The sequence below is a fragment of the Xanthomonas sp. 3793 genome, from assembly GCF_024806835.1.
GTDB lineage: Bacteria > Pseudomonadota > Gammaproteobacteria > Xanthomonadales > Xanthomonadaceae > Xanthomonas > Xanthomonas arboricola_F.
Genome location: NZ_JANTYU010000003.1, coordinates 236,465 through 254,177 on the forward strand (window position 1 = coordinate 236,465; position 17,713 = coordinate 254,177).

General features: G+C 66.7%; 16 protein-coding genes. 4 read left to right on the forward strand and 12 right to left on the reverse strand.

The window, feature by feature from the left end:
* Positions 1-40: 40 nt before the first annotated feature.
* The 3 genes from FHY18_RS11475 to FHY18_RS11485 form a co-directional block, all read right to left on the reverse strand.
* Positions 41-1,948 carry a glycosyltransferase family 2 protein gene (locus FHY18_RS11475; RefSeq protein WP_259154937.1) on the reverse strand — a complete coding sequence of 636 codons (1,908 nt, stop codon included), beginning with the start codon at positions 1,946-1,948 and terminating at the stop codon, positions 41-43.
* A gap of 13 nt (positions 1,949-1,961) precedes the next feature.
* The gene (locus tag FHY18_RS11480) at positions 1,962-2,996 is read right to left on the reverse strand and encodes a hypothetical protein (protein ID WP_259154939.1); all 1,035 of its coding nucleotides are present in this window, start codon (positions 2,994-2,996) and stop codon (positions 1,962-1,964) included.
* A gap of 130 nt (positions 2,997-3,126) precedes the next feature.
* Positions 3,127-3,966, reverse strand: a complete 840-nt coding sequence (locus FHY18_RS11485; RefSeq protein WP_259154940.1) for a glycosyltransferase family 2 protein — start codon at positions 3,964-3,966, stop codon at positions 3,127-3,129.
* A gap of 355 nt (positions 3,967-4,321) precedes the next feature.
* Here FHY18_RS11485 and FHY18_RS11490 point away from each other — a divergent pair, with 355 nt between their 5' ends.
* The 4 genes from FHY18_RS11490 to FHY18_RS11505 all read left to right on the forward strand — a co-directional run bounded on the left by FHY18_RS11490 (position 4,322) and on the right by FHY18_RS11505 (position 9,373).
* Positions 4,322-5,479 carry an aminoglycoside phosphotransferase family protein gene (locus FHY18_RS11490; RefSeq protein WP_259154948.1) on the forward strand — a complete coding sequence of 386 codons (1,158 nt, stop codon included), beginning with the start codon at positions 4,322-4,324 and terminating at the stop codon, positions 5,477-5,479.
* Between the two features lie 45 nt (positions 5,480-5,524).
* Entirely contained in the window at positions 5,525-7,696 is a 2,172-nt protein-coding gene (locus FHY18_RS11495) for a TonB-dependent receptor (RefSeq protein ID WP_259154949.1), read from the forward strand.
* Between the two features lie 267 nt (positions 7,697-7,963).
* Entirely contained in the window at positions 7,964-8,539 is a 576-nt protein-coding gene (gene pnuC / locus FHY18_RS11500) for a nicotinamide riboside transporter PnuC (protein WP_205392445.1), read from the forward strand.
* Positions 8,540-8,644: 105 nt separating this feature from the next.
* Positions 8,645-9,373 (forward strand): UTRA domain-containing protein, encoded by a 729-nt coding sequence (locus FHY18_RS11505; protein WP_205392446.1) that lies wholly within the window; start codon positions 8,645-8,647, stop codon positions 9,371-9,373.
* Positions 9,374-9,645: 272 nt separating this feature from the next.
* Here FHY18_RS11505 and FHY18_RS11510 read toward each other — a convergent pair whose 3' ends face one another.
* The 9 genes from FHY18_RS11510 to FHY18_RS11550 are packed head-to-tail and all read right to left on the reverse strand — an operon-like array spanning position 9,646 to position 17,708.
* Positions 9,646-10,485: a glycosyltransferase gene (locus tag FHY18_RS11510; RefSeq protein ID WP_259154952.1), complete on the reverse strand. Its 840-nt coding sequence runs from the start codon at positions 10,483-10,485 to the stop codon at positions 9,646-9,648.
* A complete protein-coding gene (gspD, locus tag FHY18_RS11515) occupies positions 10,482-12,779 on the reverse strand; it encodes a type II secretion system secretin GspD (RefSeq protein ID WP_205392448.1) in 2,298 nt (765 codons plus the stop codon). Before gspD ends, FHY18_RS11510 begins: the two co-directional genes overlap by 4 nt.
* On the reverse strand, positions 12,776-13,567 hold the full coding sequence (gene xpsN, locus FHY18_RS11520) for a type II secretion system protein XpsN (RefSeq protein ID WP_259154959.1): 792 nt from the start codon (positions 13,565-13,567) through the stop codon (positions 12,776-12,778). The genes gspD and xpsN overlap by 4 nt, the downstream gene beginning before the upstream one ends.
* Positions 13,557-14,207, reverse strand: coding sequence for a type II secretion system protein GspM (gene gspM / locus FHY18_RS11525; protein ID WP_259154960.1), 651 nt, complete (start codon positions 14,205-14,207; stop codon positions 13,557-13,559). The genes xpsN and gspM overlap by 11 nt, the downstream gene beginning before the upstream one ends.
* Entirely contained in the window at positions 14,191-15,312 is a 1,122-nt protein-coding gene (locus FHY18_RS11530) for a PilN domain-containing protein (RefSeq protein ID WP_259154961.1), read from the reverse strand. Before FHY18_RS11530 ends, gspM begins: the two co-directional genes overlap by 17 nt.
* Complete coding sequence (locus tag FHY18_RS11535; protein WP_259154962.1) at positions 15,309-16,160, reverse strand: type II secretion system protein GspK; 852 nt, start codon at positions 16,158-16,160, stop codon at positions 15,309-15,311. Before FHY18_RS11535 ends, FHY18_RS11530 begins: the two co-directional genes overlap by 4 nt.
* The gene (locus FHY18_RS11540) at positions 16,157-16,792 is read right to left on the reverse strand and encodes a type II secretion system protein J (protein ID WP_259154963.1); all 636 of its coding nucleotides are present in this window, start codon (positions 16,790-16,792) and stop codon (positions 16,157-16,159) included. Before FHY18_RS11540 ends, FHY18_RS11535 begins: the two co-directional genes overlap by 4 nt.
* Positions 16,789-17,205: a prepilin-type N-terminal cleavage/methylation domain-containing protein gene (locus FHY18_RS11545; protein WP_259154964.1), complete on the reverse strand. Its 417-nt coding sequence runs from the start codon at positions 17,203-17,205 to the stop codon at positions 16,789-16,791. The genes FHY18_RS11540 and FHY18_RS11545 overlap by 4 nt, the downstream gene beginning before the upstream one ends.
* Positions 17,202-17,708 carry a GspH/FimT family pseudopilin gene (locus FHY18_RS11550; RefSeq protein ID WP_259154965.1) on the reverse strand — a complete coding sequence of 169 codons (507 nt, stop codon included), beginning with the start codon at positions 17,706-17,708 and terminating at the stop codon, positions 17,202-17,204. Before FHY18_RS11550 ends, FHY18_RS11545 begins: the two co-directional genes overlap by 4 nt.
* Positions 17,709-17,713 lie beyond the last annotated feature (5 nt).

Genomic DNA, 17,713 nt, shown 5'->3' on the forward strand with positions numbered 1-17,713 from the left:
CAGAAACGCCGGCAAGCCACTGTCGCGACGCGCTACCGGCTCACTCTTCGAGTGCGGCGCGGCGTTCGTTTTCCGAATGCTTGCTGATGCCATGCGTGGTCTTCTCCCAATAGAACGGATTGCGGATCAACTGCCATAGACCCTTGAAGGCGGCGATCGATTGCAACGCCCAGTAAAACGGTACCGTCAACGCGTACGGCGCCAACTTGAAGTAGTCGCGCTTGAACGCGGCCACCAGCGTGATGTAGATGAAGAACGCATTGGCCAGCAGCAGATTGACCATCGAGATCGCGGCCAGCCACGGCGGGAAGATGGCATCGAACACGCGTGCACCGCTCAGCACGCTGACCAGGCACAACGTCCACATCACCGGCACACCCAGTGCGATGAAGAAATTGCCGCCGATAAAGAACTGGAAACCCCAGAATCCCTTGAACCCGGTGCTGCGATACAGATGCACCGGGTCGCGCATGTGCACCAGCCAGGTCTGCATGTAGCCCTTGAGCCAGCGTGAGCGCTGCCGGATCCAGTTGGGAATGCTGACGTTGGCTTCTTCGAACGTGGTGGAATTGACCACGTTGACGCGGTAGCCGTTCTGGATCAGCCGCACGCCCAGGTCGGCGTCTTCGGTCACGTTGTACGGGTCCCATGCGCGCACCTGGCGCAACACATCCAGACGGAAGTGATTGGAGGTGCCGCCCAGCGGAATCGGGATGCGCAGGTATTCCAGCGCCGGCAGGTAGAAGTCGAACCAGAGCGTGTACTCCAGCGTGAACATCCGCGTCAGCCAGTTTTCGTCGGCGTTGTAGTAGTTCAGCCGCGCCTGGATGCACACCACATCCTTTTCGGCCTTGCGGAACGCCGCCACCACGCGCTTGAGCTGATCCGGCTCGGGTTTGTCTTCGGCGTCGTAGATGGTGAGTAGTTCGCCACGCGCAAAGTGCAGCGCGTAGTTGCAGGCCTTGGGCTTGGTCTTGGGCTGCGATGGCGGCACCCGGATGATTTCGAAGAACGCTTCCAGGCCGAGTTTCTTGGCCGCTTCGATGGTGTCGAAGTCGTCGGCTTCCAGCACCAGCTTCACGTCGAGCTTGCTGATCGGGTAATCGAGCTTGCGCAGCGCGTTGGCCAGGATCGGCAACACCTCCGGTTCCTTGTACATCGGCACCAGCACGGTGTAGACCGGCAGGTCGTCGTCGCGCAGCGCGGCCACTTCGTCTTCGGTGACCTTGATGTCGATGCGGTGGCGCGAGCCGAACCACACCAGCAACAGCTTCAAGCCGAAGGTCGCCAGGAAGCCGAACGCCACCAGCACGTTGACGGCGATCAGCGTAGGCACCGGGAACAGCACCATCGCGATCAGCAATACCGCCGCGATCGCCCACAACGTGAACTTCTGCCCGCGCGTGACCACCTGGCGCGCCGAGTAGGTCGGTGCGTGCGATGCGAGCAGGTTCAAGGCGTTGTCGGTGAGCTGCTCGTCGGCGTAGCGCTGCAGGCTCCAGATGATGTCGAACTTGGCAGTGCCGACAAACCGCACCTCTTCGTCGTAATGCGCACGCGCCCAGGCGAACAACGCCGGGTCGGGGTCGGCCACGGCCAGTACCAGCACGCCGTCTTCGCGCTTCCACGGCAACACCAGGCGTTGCGCATAGCTATCCAGGTCGCCGGGGGTGAGCAGGCTCGGATCCGGCGGCTGCTGCACCAGATCGATGAACTCCAGCCCGAAGTGCGCGGCGACGATGGCGTAGAACCGCTGCGCCGGTACACCGCGCTGGGCCAGGATCACATCGCCCAGGCGCGAGTTCCAGCGCTGCTGCAGCGCCAGCGCCGAGCGCAGCTGTTCGTCGGTGATGACGCCTGCCGTGACCAGCGCGCGACCCAACAGTCCACGTTCGCGACCGATGTCCGGCGCCCGTCCCAGCGCTTCCATTTCGCAGGTGACCGTCATTGTCGTGGCGTCCTCAGAAACGCCACCAGGCGGCCACGAAGGGCCCGCCTGCAGCGCCGGTATTGCGGCCCATCACCGGCTGTTGGTAGCCCAACTGCCACTGGCTGCCACCCGGCGCGGTGTACAGCGTGGACAACTGCAGCTTGGTGAGGTCGTAGTTGGTGCCGGTGGCGACGAAGCCGACGCCGCCAGCAGAGCCGGGGACATCAAAGTTGCTACGTCCGTTGCCCAGGCCCTGGATCACGTTGAGCTCGCCCAGCAGCAACCAGCTCGGAGTCAGGCTCAGACCGGTGGATGCATCCACCCGCACTTCGTCGGAGGCGGCGCTGCCACGCAGGCGCACTGCGCCACCCAGGTCGACGTAGCCGTTGCGCCCGCCAAGCGTGTAACCGCGGCCACGGCTGTAACGCAGCTCCAGGCCGTAGTCGCCCAGGCCAAGCGCAGGATCGGAATTCGCGTCGGGATTATTCGGATGATAGGTCTTGCTGCGGCCGTAGGCGGGGATGCTGACCAACGCCTGCACCGAGCTGCGCCACACATCGTTCTGCGCGCTCGGCAGCGCATAGCGCAAGCCGATTTCCTGATCGGCAAAGCCGGTGGTCGTGGTCTGCTGCCGTCCGCTCACGGCATCGTGGCTGCTGAAGCCGATGTCGTTGAAATAGAAATTGCCGATGACGCTGAGCGTGTCGGTCAGGCCATGCTCGACGTAGACATTGAGCTGGTCCTGGCGACTGCGGCCGTTGCCATCGAATTGCTGGCCGTCGCCAAAGGTCGTGCGGTGATGGCTGTCGTCGAACCATCCTCGGCCATCGCTATGCAGCGCCTTGACGATCACCAACGTGTCGCCCTGCGGCTGGGTCCAGGCACCGGCGATGGCGCTACCCGGTAACGCGGCCAGCGCGCAGCTCAAGGCGAGTGCCGACATCGCGGCCACCGACAGGCGGCGGGCGTTACGGGCAGGAGTAGACGATGCAACAACCGGACTGGACTGCCCGGAGGTGAGGCACGACTGACGTACCCGCGAGCGCGGGTCGTTCTGTAAGGACATTTGTACGATTCCTGATGGGGGACCCGTTAGGGACAGGAAGCACGGGCTGGATCACACTTCGCGGCGAAACGTATCACAGTTTCGCCCGCGCCCTCATCACAGATTTATCACCAATTTAACGCCAGCAACTTCATTTCTGGCGCAACAATCGCGGCACCTGCGCGGCGGCATGGGTCCAGATCGCCAGCCACACCCCGACCCGGGTCAAGGGCCCGCGCTCAGCGGCCTCGAATTTGCGGAAATACCGCCACAATCCACGATGTTTATGCCATTCCACGAAAAATGGCCGCGCACGACTGGAGACGCCGCGCACATGCACCACCTGCAGGTCGTTGGCCACCGCGACCAGCGCGCCGGCCTGACGGGCGCGCCGGCACAGGTCCAGGTCCTCGGCGTGCAGGCGATAACGGCCGTCCCAGCCGTCCAGGCGATCAAACAGGCTGCGCTGCATCAGCATCAAGGCGCCCGAGATCGCATCCACCGGCTGCAGGGCAAGCGACGGATTGGCGGGCACGGCGAGCTGGGCAGCGGCACGCGGCGCGCGCAGCATCGCGGCAAAGTCCGGGTCGCGGCGGCGCACGGCCGCATCCGGCCGACCCTGCTCGTCCACCTGCTCCACCCCCAGCAGCACCGCCGCATGCCCATCGGCGCGCGCGCACAACTGCACCAGGGTATCGGTTTCGACCATCAGATCCGGGTTGATGAAGACCAGCCAGGGCGCCTGCGAGTCGCGCGCCCCCTGATTGCAGGCGGTGGCAAAGCCTGGATTGTCCGGGTTGGCGATGAAGTGCACCCGCGCATCGGCCAGCGCATGCCGCTGCACTACGTCCAGGGTGTCGTCGCTGGACGCGTTGTCGACCACCCGGATCTCGCCGACGCCGTCGGCCGCACGTAGCCGCGACAGGCAGGCATCGATGGTGCTGCTGCTCTGATAGGTGACAACGACGGCGGCGATCTGGACTGGAGTCATCCGGCCATTATCCGGTGCCGGGAGCGCGCAGCGCCATCGCGGCAGCGTGCCGGCATGGCGGCCGGCGGCGGCACGGGGCATACTGCGCGCCCGACGGCCGCCACGCGGCCTGGTTCGGCGCCGCCTGCGGCACTCCCACACTTGATTGTTGAGATGACGGCCAGCGACCTTTCGGTTTCGCGCTGCCCTTCCACTCCATGTCGCGCGAACGCCTGATGGCGCCAGCGCGACAACGACGGCCCGGCAGCGCCGTCCGTGTTGTCGCCGGCCTGCATGCCGGACACATTGGATCGGCCTCGTGCAGCTGGTCTATACCAATCGTGTTTTCGCCAGCATGGCTGCGGAGCGCGCGCCCATGAGTGCGACCCATCAGGTGCATGGCATGAGCCTGGAGCTGGCCCTGCCCGACTGGCCGGCACTGAGCATGGATGAAATCCGCCACGTGCTGCAGCGGTTCGCCGGGCTTGGCGCCGACCAGGGCGTGCATTGGCACAGCGCGCGTCCGTTCTCCGCTGCCGCCTGCGTACAGACCGCGTCCGGCGCGGTGATCGTCAAACGCCACCACCGCAGCGTGCGCAGTGTCGCGGCCTTGCGCGAAGAACACAGCTTCATGGCGCACCTGCGCTGGGCCGGCGCGCCGGTGGTGGAGGTGCTGTACGCGGCTGACGGTCAGACCGCTCTTGCGCAGGACCAATGGGTCTACGAAGTGCAACGCGTCGGGGCGGGACGCGACCTGTATCGCGATGCACTGTCGTGGACGCCGTTTAGCCACGTCGAGCATGCGCAGGCCGCAGGGGCTGCGCTTGCGCAGCTGCACCACGCCGCGCAGGGCTTCGATGCGCCGCCGCGCTCCACCAATGTTCTGGTCGCCAACCTGCGGCTGTTTACCCAGCAGGATCCGGTGCAGGCGCTGCAGCGCGCCTTGCCCGCGCGGCCGCAGCTGGCCGCAGCGTTGCAGGCGCTGCCCTGGCAGCACGATCTGGCCACGCACCTGCTGCCCTGGCATGCGCGTGCCTGGCCGCTGCTGTCTGCGCCGGATGCGATGCCGCCGCTGTGGACGCATGGCGACTGGCATGCGTCCAATCTGCTGTGGAATACCGACCACGGCGCCGGCGAGGTCAGCGCGATCTTCGATTTCGGATTGAGCGATCGCAGCAGTGCCTTGTTCGATCTGGCCACCGCGATCGAACGCAACCTGATCCCGTGGCTGCAGCTGGATACCGGCGCGCGCGCGCAGGCGCAGCTGCAACAACTCGATGCCTTGCTGGATGGCTATGCGCTGCATCGCCCACTCAGTGCAGGACAGCTGCGCTGCCTGGCCGCGCTGCTGCCGATCGTGCATGCCGATTTCGCCTTGAGCGAGATCGAGTACTTCGCCGGCATCACGCGCTCGCCCGACAACGTGGATATCGCCTATCACCGCTATCTGCTGGGCCACGCGGACTGGTTTGCCAGTGCCGATGGTCAAACGCTGCTTGCGCATCTGCATGCGCGCGCGGCGCTGCTGCGATGAGCGGCAACCCCGTCTATTTCCTCCCCCCTTTTGCGAGTTCTGTGCATGTCCCGTCTGTCGCTAGTTGCACTTCCCCGTCGCCCGCTGACGCTCGCCCTGGCGCTGGGCCTGGCCACCCCTGCGTTGGCGCAACAGCAGCAACCCGGCGCGTCCGCGGTGCAGCTGGACACGGTCAACGTGCTGGGCGAGCGCAGCGATAGCAGCACGGCGTTGGGCGGCTTCGGCGCCACGCGCCTGCTCGATGCACCGGCGTCCATCGCAGTGATCGAGCGCCAGCAACTGCTCGATCGCCAGGCGCGCGTGCTCAGCGAGGTGCTGCGCGCCGATGCCTCGACCGGCGATGCGTATGCGCCGATCGGCTATTACGAGAACTTCGTGGTGCGCGGCTATTCGCTCAATGCCGCCAACAGCTATCGCATCAACGGGCTGAGCGCGGTGGGCGAGCAGTCGATTGCGCTGGAAAACAAGCAGCAGGTGCAGATCCTCAAGGGCCTGGCCGGGCTGCAATCGGGCGTCAACGAGCCGGCCGGCTTGATCGACTACCGCACCAAACGCCCCGAGCATGTGCGCAGCGTGACCCTGGGCACCGACGAGCAGGGCTCGCGCTACGTCGCCGCCGATCTGGGCGAGTGGTTCGGCGCCGAGCGCACGCTCGGCCTGCGGGTGAATGCCGCGCGCGAAGACATCGACAGCTATGTCGATCACGCCGATGGCTACCGCAACTTTCTGTCGCTGGCCGGCGACTGGAAGATCAGCGCGCAATCGCTGCTGCAGCTGGACGTGGAATACCAGCATCGCCAGCAACGCTCGGTGCCCGGCTACCAATTGCTCGGTGGCACGCAGGTGCCGCGCGACATCGATGTGCACCGCCTGCTCGGTTACCAGCCGTGGGCACGACCGGTGGAAATGGACTCGCTCAACGCGCAGCTGCGCTATGCGTATCAGTTCAACGACGACTGGCGCGGCACTGCCGAGGCCTCGCGCAGCCGTTCGGCGATCAACGATTTTTCCGCATTCGCCTGGGGCTGCTACGGCGCGGCAAGCTGTGCCGACATCGCCACGCCCAACTTCTTCAGCGCACAGGGCGAGTACGACATCTACGACTATCGCAGCCCCGACGACACCCGCGTGCACGATCAGCTGCGCGCCACCCTCGAAGGCCACGTGGTCACCGGCGCGCTGGAGCATCACCTGAGCATCGGCGGCGACTGGCTGCGCCGCACCATCGATCGTTTCGGCTCGGTCAACGAGTTCGTCGGCAGCGGCAGCATCGACCGCGACCCTGAGGTCTTTGCACAGACCGATGTGGCGCTGGACCCCAAGCAACGCCGCCTGGATAGCCGTCAACGCGCGCTGGTGCTGGCCGACCGCATCGGCCTGGGCACACAGTGGGAACTGTCACTGGGCGCACGCGCGGTGCGTCTGGACGAGCGCGCCTTCGACCGCGACGGCCTGCTGGAGCGACGCACGCGCAAGAATGCGGTCTTGCCGCAGGCCGCACTGCTGTTCAAGCCGCAACAGAACGTGTCGCTGTATGCCAGCTACGCCAAGAGCCTGGCCGCCGGCGGCACCGCGCCTTGGTTTGCCGACAACGCCGATGAAATCCTGCCCCCCACCAATGCCTATCAGCTGGAAACCGGCGCCAAGCTCGAGCTACAGGGCCTGCGCCTGGGCGCGGCGCTGTTCGATATCCGGCAGGCGTATCAATTCACCCAGCCGCAGCCCGATGGTGGCCTGCTGTTCGTGCAGCAGGGCCGCCTGCACAACCGCGGGCTGGAGCTGTCCGCCGATGGCGCGGTAACCGAGCAACTGCGCCTGTTCGCCAGCGTCGCCGCCATCCGCGCGCGCGCCGAAGACACCGACATTGCCGCCTACGAAGGCCATCAGGCGATCAATGTGCCCGAGCTGCGTGCCAGCGTGCAGGCCGACTACAGCGTGCCTGGTGTCGATGGCCTGGCGGTGCTGGCAGGCGCGCAATACAGCGGCCGCAAGTTCGCCGACCGGCTCGGCAATGCCAGCGTGCCGGCCTACACCGTGGCCAACCTGGGTGCGCGTTACGCCACTGCGCTGGGCGGGGTGGCGACCACCTGGCGTCTGAACGTGGACAACGTGTTCGACAAACGCTACTGGCGCGATTCCGGCGAATACCAGGGCGATGCCTATCTGTTTCCGGGTGCGCCGCGCACGGCGCGGCTGACGGTGCAGGTGGATTTTTGAGGCCTGCTGCCCCCATCCGCCCTTCGGGCACCTTCCCCCGCAGGCGGAGGAAGGACGTCGAAGCGAGCCAGCCGTGCTTGTGCGTGTTTCAGGCAATGGCTGAAAACAGCAGGCACCAGTTGAAGGCAGGGGCTCAGCGGTGAGGGCGCTATCGCGTTTCCATCGCACGCAGATTCGGGGCATCGCGCAGCATCCACTTCCGACCGCACCGCTGTTTTGCACGGGTTGCACCTCTCCCACCGCTGTCCCCTTTCCATCAGGCATTGCATGTCGTTGCTCGAATCCATCGCCGTTGTGATCAACCTGCTGGGCGTGTGGCTGACCGCGCGGCGCATCCGCTGGTGCTGGCCGGTGGGGATCGTGGCGGTGGCCTTGTACGCTTGGCTGTTCTATCAGTGGAAGCTGTATTCGGACATGCTGCTGCAAGGGGTCTACGTGCTGACCCAGCTCTACGGATGGTGGCACTGGCGGCGCGGCGCCGCTGCAGAAACGCGGATTCGCCCGCTGCCGATGCCGGCTGCGGAACTGTGGCTGTCGCTGTGCATCGGCGCGGCGTTCGCTGCCGCGCTCGGCGCCTACATGCATCACCGCACCGATGCCGCACTGCCCTGGCTGGACGCGGCACTGGCCAGCTTCAGCCTGGTCGCCAGTGTGTGGGCGGCGCGCAAGCGCATCGCCAACTGGGTGTTGTGGATCGTGCTCGACTGCATTTACGTCGGCGTGTTCGTCAGCAAGGCGCTGTATCCCACTGCCCTGCTCTACGCGGGCTTCGTGGCGTTGGCGGTCTACGGCTGGCGCAGCTGGAAAACCCAACAGACCCGGAACCTGACAACGGCACGCTGAGCCCGGTGCGGTTTGCGTGCGCGTTCTTCTTTACCATCGCGGTATGCACGATCTTCATCTCATTGCCTGGCCGACGGGCCGTATCTCCAAGTGGCGGCGCACCGCATGACCGCCTCGCGCCAACATGCCATCACCGACATCATCGCCGCGCAGATCGCCGCCGGCGAATGGGGCCCGGACCAGCGCCTGCCGGTGGAGCGCGCGCTGGCCGAGCGCTTCGACTGCACCCGCATCACCCTGCGTGAAGCCTTGCAGCATCTCGAAGCCGAAGGCCGCATCTACCGCGAGAACCGCCGTGGCTGGTTCGTCAGCGCACCACGCGTGCGCTACGACCCCACCAGCATCGCCGGCTTCATGCAGTACGTGGCCGCGCAGGGGCGCAAACCGCGCACCGAACTGCTGAGCGCGACCCGCCAGCCCGCAGGCGCTGCGTTTGCGGCCGCGTTGCGCCTGGACACGCCCTACGAGGACGTCTTCGTGCTGCAGCGCCGGCGCTGGATCGACCGCCGCGCCGTGCTGCTGGAAACCAATGTGGTGCTGGCAGCGTGGGCGCCGGGCCTGCTCGAGCACGAGTTGGCCGGCTCGCTGTCGAGCGTGTTCAACCAAAAGCTCGGGCTGTTCCTGAGCCGCGCGCAGCTGTCGATGCATCCGGCCGGCCTGGATGCCACGCAGGCCCTGCTGCTGCAGTCCACCACCGGCACGCCGTGTTTCCGCCTGCGGCGGATCAGCTTCGCCGAAGACGGTCGCGCGGTGGAGCTGGATATCGAATCCTGGCGCCACGATGCACTCGACGTCGTGGTACGCACCGATGCGCCGACGCGGGATGCGCTTTAGCGCCGGGAATCGGGAATCGGGATTCGATGACGAGCATCGCGTACGCCTTTCTTCGTTGCGTCTGTCGTGCATCGTTGCGCCCTGTCCGCGGCTGACAACACGCCAACGGCTGAAGTGGATGCGTCATGCACGCTCAAAGCGTGCATGACGCAGTGAGCGACAACGGCGCTGTGCCTGCCTGACAACTGCGCAGCCGTTCTTGTCTGTCGCCCTGCAATGATTCCGTCGCTACTGCCGCGACATCGTATCGGGCAGGCTCGGCCATGCCATCGCTACGCGTCGAACAACATGCGTTGTGGGTCCGGCGGCGGCAGGTCGGCGAGTAGCTGGGCGAGTTGGTCGCGTTGCGCACGCAGCGGGTCGTGCATCAGGAAATTGGCCAGCCGCGCGTGCCAGGCCGGCCAGCGCGTTGCCAGCGCATCCATGTCGCCATCGGCCGGACGGCCTTCGCGTGGCGAGGCGACGAAGGCGGTATCGCACAGCACATTGCGCCAGCCAAGCCCGCCCATGCGCAGGCTCAAATCCACCAGCGCGGCGTACCACGAACCATAACTGCTGGCATCCAGGCCGCCGGCCTTGCGCCGCGCGCTGCCGCGCAACAGCACCGCATGGCCGACCGCCGAGGGCAGCTCTGGATGCAGCGGCGGCATCGCCGCGCAGGCGACGGCAAGCCGTTCCGGCGCATCCGGCATGGGGTTGAGTTCGCCCAGGCGTGGCCAGCTGCAGGCTTCGCCCACATTGCTCCAGGGTGTCGCCGTGGCGATGGCTGCATCGCGCGCGAAACACGCGCTCAACTGGCCAAGCCAGCCGGGTAGCGGGCAGGCATCCACGCCCAGCACCACCACGTCGGCGTCGCCGCAGGCGCTGAGCATTTCATCCAGATGCGCCACCTCGCCCAGCATGCGCTGGCGACGGGTGTGGTGCGCTTGCAGCTGCGTGCGCGCCAGCCAGTGCTCGATCACCGCGCGGCCGCGCGGGCCAGCCTGTGCATCGTCGGCCAGCCACACCCGCGTGCCGGCGGGCGTGGCTGCATCCAGTGCACCCAGACAGGCATCCAGCGCCTCGTCGTCGGTGCCGACCGGCACCAGCACGACGGGCAGTGCCGCACTCATTGCGGCTTCTGGCTGGGTTTCAGCGGCTCCATGGCCTTGAACTTCTGGCCGTACTCGTCGGTGAGATTGCGTGCTTCCTGCGGGTTGCGCACGATCGTGGGAGTGATCAAGACGATGACTTCACGGCGGTTGGTATCTCTGTTTTTCTGACCAAACAGGGCGCCGACGACCGGCAACTTGCTGAGAAACGGCACGCCAGCGCTGCTATCGGTCGTACTGTCGTCAATCAGGCCGGCCAGCATCATGGTGTCGCCGCTTTGCACCGCCGCCTCGGTTTTGACACGACGCGTATTGATATCGACATTGCAAGCAGCGCTATTGACGGTGGTTGTGGTTGCTGCCGTACACGCTGCAGGTCGTGCGCCCGGGGTGCTGATTTCCTGCACGATATCCAGGAACACCATGCCGTCCTTGGTGACGCGTGGACGCACCTTCAGGATCACACCGGTATCGATGTATTGCACCGACGAGAAACTGCTGTCGCTGCCCAGGCCAGTATTGATCGACGTGGAATTGATCGGGATGCGTGAGCCAACATTGAGCGTGGCTTCGGCATTGTTTCGCACAAACACTGACGGTGTCTGCAGCAGTCGCAAATTGGTGACCGTATCCAGGGCACTGATGACTGCCGCAGCATTCTTGCCGAGAAACGTCCAGCCCACGCCGCCGTTGGTGACGGTGCCTGCGATGTCTCCCCAAATGCTGCGCCCCGCCGCCGAGGGAAGTCCGGCACCACCAGCCGCCGTAGCAGCATTGACCGCGTTCTCGAAGTACCAGTTGACGCCGTACTGAAGCTCACCGGTCAAATTCACCTCGGCCACCTGCGCTTCGATATGCACCTGCATCGGCATCACGTCGAGCTTTTCGATGACGTCGCGGATGGACGTCCATGCCTGCGGAGTGGAGCGCACCAGCAAGGTGTTGGTTTCGGCTACCGCCGATACGCCGACCTTGTCGCCTTCCACTTCCAGGGTCACCGCGCCGTTGCCGTTGCTGCGCGGCGATAGCTGCAGGCTCCCGTTGCCCAGTCCACCGCTGCTGCTTCCAGTGCCGCTGCTGCCACCGAAGCTGCTGCCGGAAGAGCTGCCATCGTTGCTTTCGCCGACGCTGCCGCCGGTCATGCCGGAGCTGCCGCCCATGCTGCTGTCGCGATTACCCAATGCGCCGCCTAGCACGCTGGTTTCCGAGCCCGGCGCCAGCGAAGCGCTGGAGTCGCCGCTGTTGCTGCGCCCGCCGAACACTTCCGACAACCGATCGGCCAGGTCCTTGGCCTTGATGTACTTCAATTCGTAGGAGAACAGCCGCACGCCGCCGCCGGCGCTGTCGATGCGGTCCAGCCACTGCTGGATCTGGTCCAGATAGCGCGGCTGCGGGGTGATTACCAGCACCGCATTGGCGTTTTCCAGCGGCATGAAACGGAACATGCCGGCGCTGGGCGTCTTGCTCTGTTCGCCGAACACCTTTTCCAGGTCCGCGCTGACCTTCTCGGCCTTGCCGGACTGGATCGGGAACACGCCGACCGACATGCCCGACAACCAGTCCACGTCGAAGATCTGCACGGTGCGCAGGTAGTTTTCCAGCTCGGCGCGGGTGCCGCCCAGGGTGATCACGTTGCGCGCCGGATCGGTGCCGACGATGGCGTTCGGGCGCGCGTACGGCTCCAGCACCTTCTTCATTTCGCTGGCGGAAATGAACTTCAACGGCACCACGCGCACTTCGAAACCGCGCGCGGCAGACGGCGACGCGGTGCTGGGCGCGACGGTGCCGGCCAGCGCCTGGTCGGCCGGCACGATGTTGTAGCGGCCACCGCTGAACACCATGCGCGCATTGTTCCAGCCCAGCACCATCTCCAGCAGGTTCAAGGCCTGCGCCGGAGAGACCGGGTTGGGCGTGGCCAGGGTCACGGTGCCCTGCACGCCCGGGGCAATGACGTAGTTCTGCCCAAGCATGTCGCCCAGGATCGCCTTGACCACCGCCTGCACCGATTCGCCTTCGAAGTTGAAGGTGGCGCTGCCGCTGCTGGCCATGCCCAGGGTCGGAGCGGGGGCGCCGGCAGCGCTCTGGTTGATCATGGTGCCGCTGCCGCGCCGGATCACCGGGCTGGGCTTGGCGCTGGCGTTGCCATTGCCGTCGGCGCGTTGATCGGCAGCGGTCTGGGTGGCGCCGGCAGCGCCGACTTGCGGATCCAGGCGCGCATTGCGGCGCACGTCCGGCGGCGGAGTGGTGGCACAACCGGCCAGCAGGCCAATCAGCAGGGACACGGGAAACAGGCGCGGCGTCATGCGTTCACTCATTGGGTCTGACCGGGGGTAGAGCCGCTTTGGCGCTGCTGTTGCAGCTGGCGGCGTCGGGCTTCGATACGTTCGCGGATGGCACGCATCTGATCGTCGGAGGGGCGTGGGGCTTCCTGCGCGCCATCACTGCGTTGCGGCGGCACCGTCGGCGGGGCTTGCCCGCCAGGCTGCTGCTGTGTCGGCGGGGTGGCAGGCTGCGGCTGAGGCGGTTGCACGGTCGCGGCGGCATCGGGCGACGGCAACGGCGGGACCGCGCCCGCAGCACCACGCGCGGCGGCGTTGGCGGTCGGCGGTTGCCCGCCCTGACCGTTGAACACGTGCAATTCCAGGGTCTGGGTGCCGCCGGGGCCTTCGATGGTGGCACTGCGCGGCTGCAGGGCCAGCAGGCGCCAGCCCTTGACCGCTTCGCCGCCGAGCTGCACGCGCACCGAGTCCTGCGGGTCCAGGGTCAGCGTGGCCATCTTGAAGTTTTCGGTCAGCAGCACGCCGGTCAGACGCACCGTCGAGGCCGCGCCGCTGCCGTCGTTGCCGGACAGGAAGAACGGATGCGGCAGGCGGTCTTCGGCGAAAGCCGGGTGCGCGGCGATCTCCGAATATTTTTCGAAAGCTCCCAGCCGCTCCGGCGCAGGCGCCGGCAAGGTGGGCAGGCGCTGCACCAGCGCCGGGTCGTCCGGGAGCAGTTCCACGCGCTTGCCCAGCCCGGCCACGGCAAGGATGCATACCAGCAGCGCCCAGCCGACCACCGTGGCCAGCAACCAGGTACGCAACCCGATCAGGTCAAGGCGCATTGCTGGCCTCCCCGGCGGCGGCGGCGGGCGCGGCATCGGTATTCAACGGCGCAGCGCTGGCACCGGGACGCAGATACCCTGCCAGCTCGAACGCGATGTCCAGGCCGTTGCCGCTTTCGTTGGGCGAGAGTTGGTAGCGCTGTGCCATCACATTGAGGTTATCCACGAACAGCCGCGGCGTGCCGTTTTCCAGGCTGTACAACACCGAGGCGAGCTCCGGCGTGCCGCAGCGCAAGCGCACCTGCACCGCCACGCGGGTGAAGCGGCCCTTGCTCTCCGGCTGCAGCGGGGAGCGGTTGCTGATGGCGCAACTGCGATTGCCGGGGCTGGCGTCCACCACGGCGCGTTCCAGCCGCTGCACCAGCCCGGCCGAGGCCAGTTCGGCAGAGGTTTCCGGCAAGAATCCCGGGCGGCTTTCCAGCGTTTGCCGCGCCTGTCGCAGCCGCTGGCTGACCTGTGGCGCCTGCTGCAGTTGCACGCGCACGCGCAGCTCGCGCTCGCGCAACGATTGCAGCTCGTCCTGCACGGCGATCATCGGCTGGGTGAACCATGGGTGCACCAGCACCAGGTACGCCACGCCGAGCACCAGCAGCAGCAGGCCCAATGCGATCCAGCGATCGCGCTTAACGCTGCGTGGCATCGGCCGCCTCCTTCGCATCGGGGCCGGCCAGCTCGGCGGTGATGGTGAAACGGTCGACATTGCGACCGGCATCGCTCTGCAGCACGCCGGTCAGCGATGGCGTACGCCACAGCGGCGAGCCTTCCAGACGCCGCACCAGCGAGGACGCTTCGTTGCTCAAACCGATCAGCTGCAACTGCCCGCCTTCGACCGAGAATTTTTCCAGATAGGTGCCTCCGGGCAGGCGCCGGCTCAGCTCGTCCCAGATTTCCACCGAGGTCGGACGCGTGGCGCGTTGCTGCTGGAAGAAGCTGGCACCTTCGACCAGATCCACCAACTGCTGGCGCTCGGCAGCCACCTGCCGCGCGCGCGCGGCGTTGGCCTGGACCTTGGCGCGCAGGTCGTCGGCGGCCTGACGGCGATTGTCCAGCAGCAGCCAGCCGGCCACTGCCAGCAACACCACCGCGGTGGCGGCGAGCAACAGGTTCCAGCGTTGCATCGGGTCGCTGCGCCGCAACCGGCGTGCCGGCGGCAGCAGGTTCACACCCAATGGGGCGCCCTGCGCATCGGCCACATCGATGCCGGACAACGCGTTGGTCCAGGCGTCGGGCACACCGGCCGGGCCATCGATCATGCGCCGCGGCACCACCACCAGCTCGGCATCGAGCTGGCCGTCTTCGCGCACATCGAGCACGCGCGCATCGAAATACACCTGGTCGGCGGTGAACGGGGTCTGCCGGTCGATTTCAAAACGTGCCACGTCCTGCAGCCGCGCGGCGGCGGCGGCGGGCAGGCGCAACGGGCGCCGCAACGCATGCGCCGACGGCAACAGCCAATGCCGCGGCAGGCCATCCAGCGCCGTCGGCAGCACGGCGTTGACTTCCTGCGGCTGCACCGGCCACGGCAGGCTGGCGATCGCCTCGCGGGTCTGATCGCGGTGACGCAGCAACTGCAAGGTCTGCCCATCGAGTTGCAACAACAGGCGCGCCTGCGACAGGCCCAATTGCCATTGCCAACGCTGCGGCAACCACGCCAGCAGCGAGTGCTGCCACCAACGCCAGAAGCCTCCGGCTCCCGGCATGGCGCGTACGCCGATACGACCCAAGGTATCCCGCCATGCGGTCATTGCACTGCTGCTCCCTCTTCCCAACGCAACACGGTGTAGGCCGATCCCGGAACTGCAGACGCGCTTGTCGACACGACCGCCCGCAATACAGCCTCGCGTCCCTGACTCAGTCGCGCCCGGCTCTCGATACTATAAGTGTCAGACCCACCGACCGTCGCCTCGCTGCCCGGCAAACCCGGCGGCGCGTCACGCTGGGCCAGCAGTTGCTGCGCATCCAGGCCCATCGCGGTCAACACCGGGCCGGGCGCAAAGCGGGCTTCCGGGCGCGAGCGGCCGCTGTACAAGGTGATGTTGGGCAGCAACTTGCGATACAACTCGCTGTCCATGCCCAGCACCAGGCGCAGTTCGCCCAGGGTCTCGAACGGGCTGTCCTTTGCGCCATACGGCAGGCCGGCATCGGCGTAATCGCGGTCTTCCGCACCGCCGCCGGGCTGGCTCAGCGAATCGCCATCGCGCCAATCGACGATGGCACCGGCAATGCGCGTATCGCGACCCTGCTTGCCGCCCACGGCACGCACCAGCCCGGCCAACAGCGCCGGCTCGGCCATGTTCAGATCCACCTTGCCGCTCTCGTCAGTGATACGGATCTCCACGCTGGCGTCGTCCATCTGCCAACGATAGCGCCGGCCGTCTGCGCGCCAGCGTGCCTGGGTATCGGCGCTCTGCAAGCGCGACAGTGCGTATTCCAGGCCGGCACGCGCGTATTCCTGCGCCTGCGCGCCGTTGCGCAGCATAGTGCCTTGCAGGGCTTCCACGCGCGCGGTGAGCGCAAACGCGCCGATCATCGCGGTGAGCAGGGCGATCAGCCACAACACCAGCACCAAGGCGGCGCCACGTATCCGGCTCATTGCCCCGCTCCAGGATTGCTGGATTGCGGCAACGCCACTATCAACGGCGGCCATGCAGCGCCGCCGCTGCGGATCTCGATACGCACCATCAACGGCAGGCGGTCGTGCCATTCCCACTGCGGCAACCATCCGCTCAGGCGACCGTTCTGCGGATCCATGCCACGGTAGCGAAAGCTCACCTGCTGCACGCCTTGCGCCAGCGGCTCCGGCGGCAGCTTGCTGCCTTCCTCGATCGACTTGCCCGATTGCAGCATCGTCAACGCAATTTGCAAGGTGCGCTGCTCGCCATCGCCCACCACCGACAACTCGTGCAGGTACGGGCCGCCGCGTCCCAGGTAATCCGGCACATCGGCGGCAAAGCGCATGCGCTGCGGTTCACCGACGAACAGCATCGGTTGCTGGCTTTGCGGGTCGATGCTCATCGCCAGCGGCAACGCGGCGGCCAACCGACGGCGCAGGAATTCTTCCACCGCGCGCACGCGCTCGCTGCGTTGGGCGATCGCCTCGCCGCGCTGGCTCACCGCGCTGGCCGAGCGCAAGGTGGCAAACGCCAATGCCAGCCCGCCGACCAGCAGCATCGTGGCCAGCAGCACTTCGATCAGGGTGAAGCCTGCGCTGCGCGAACGGATCACGGCGCGGTGTCCTGCGCGGTGGCGGCCACCAGGCGCAAGGTGCGCCATTGCAGCAGTTGATTGGGCGCCTCGCCCCAACGCACCACCAGGGTCAGTTGCAGCAGCTTGTGCGCGCCAGGGGCCACCGGCGCCTGCGGATTGCGTCGCGGTTCGTCGTAGGGGCGCACATCCATCGACCAACGGAAATGCCCGTCCTCGAACGTGCCTTGCTGCTGCTCGGGCACCAGCGGCTTGTCCATGCCTTGCAATGCCAGCAGCGATTGCGCATGCAGGGTCGCACGCGTGCTGTCGTCAGCCGCGCGCACCTGGCGTGCAGCGCCGGACAACGACCCCAGCAACAGGCTCAATGCCAGGGCGAGCAACGCAAAGGCGACGATCACCTCGATCAGCGTGTAACCGCGTTGACGCTTCATGGCGCAGGCGCCCGCAGCGGGCCGGAACGCACTTCGCCGGTGATCCAGCCCACATCCACGCGCCAGCGCGCGTCCTTGACCTGCAGATCGATGCGGCCGCCGGTGGAAGCGCCATCGGGGAAGAACTGGATGGCGCCCTGATCTTCCCGCGACTGCACCTGACGCGCGCCGGTGAAGCGCACCTGCAGCGACGACGGCAGATCGCCATGATGACCGCCGGGCGCTTCCCAACGGCGCTGCAGCGGGTCGATCAGGAAGCGTTGCGGGGTGCCGGTGGCGATTGCCTGGGTGCGCGTATAGCGCAGTTGCGATGCGATCGCCTTGCCGGCGGTGCGCAGGCGCATGCCATCGATGCCGCCGTTCAATGCGGCCGCAGCCAGCACACCGGCCATCGCGATCAACGCGATGACCAGCAGCATTTCAAGCAGCGAGCTGCCACGCGTGCGGGTGCGGCCAGGACCGACTCCATGCGGACGACGCAACGGCTGACACGCAACGCGCATGGCGA

Excerpts from the sequence above, each read along its gene's own strand:
- FHY18_RS11510 (WP_259154952.1), bottom strand. The coding sequence starts at position 10,485 with ATGAGTGCGGCACTGCCCGTCGTGCTGGTGCCGGTCGGCACCGACGAC.
- xpsN (WP_259154959.1), bottom strand. The coding sequence starts at position 13,567 with ATGCGCCTTGACCTGATCGGGTTGCGTACCTGGTTGCTGGCCACGGTG.
- gspD (WP_205392448.1), bottom strand. The coding sequence starts at position 12,779 with ATGAGTGAACGCATGACGCCGCGCCTGTTTCCCGTGTCCCTGCTGATT.
- FHY18_RS11505 (WP_205392446.1), top strand. The coding sequence starts at position 8,645 with ATGACCGCCTCGCGCCAACATGCCATCACCGACATCATCGCCGCGCAG.
- gspM (WP_259154960.1), bottom strand. The coding sequence starts at position 14,207 with ATGCCACGCAGCGTTAAGCGCGATCGCTGGATCGCATTGGGCCTGCTG.
- FHY18_RS11530 (WP_259154961.1), bottom strand. The coding sequence starts at position 15,312 with ATGACCGCATGGCGGGATACCTTGGGTCGTATCGGCGTACGCGCCATG.
- FHY18_RS11480 (WP_259154939.1), bottom strand. The coding sequence starts at position 2,996 with ATGTCCTTACAGAACGACCCGCGCTCGCGGGTACGTCAGTCGTGCCTC.
- pnuC (WP_205392445.1), top strand. The coding sequence starts at position 7,964 with ATGTCGTTGCTCGAATCCATCGCCGTTGTGATCAACCTGCTGGGCGTG.
- FHY18_RS11485 (WP_259154940.1), bottom strand. The coding sequence starts at position 3,966 with ATGACTCCAGTCCAGATCGCCGCCGTCGTTGTCACCTATCAGAGCAGC.
- FHY18_RS11545 (WP_259154964.1), bottom strand. The coding sequence starts at position 17,205 with ATGAAGCGTCAACGCGGTTACACGCTGATCGAGGTGATCGTCGCCTTT.
- FHY18_RS11495 (WP_259154949.1), top strand. The coding sequence starts at position 5,525 with ATGTCCCGTCTGTCGCTAGTTGCACTTCCCCGTCGCCCGCTGACGCTC.
- FHY18_RS11550 (WP_259154965.1), bottom strand. The coding sequence starts at position 17,708 with ATGCGCGTTGCGTGTCAGCCGTTGCGTCGTCCGCATGGAGTCGGTCCT.
- FHY18_RS11475 (WP_259154937.1), bottom strand. The coding sequence starts at position 1,948 with ATGACGGTCACCTGCGAAATGGAAGCGCTGGGACGGGCGCCGGACATC.
- FHY18_RS11535 (WP_259154962.1), bottom strand. The coding sequence starts at position 16,160 with ATGAGCCGGATACGTGGCGCCGCCTTGGTGCTGGTGTTGTGGCTGATC.
- FHY18_RS11490 (WP_259154948.1), top strand. The coding sequence starts at position 4,322 with ATGAGTGCGACCCATCAGGTGCATGGCATGAGCCTGGAGCTGGCCCTG.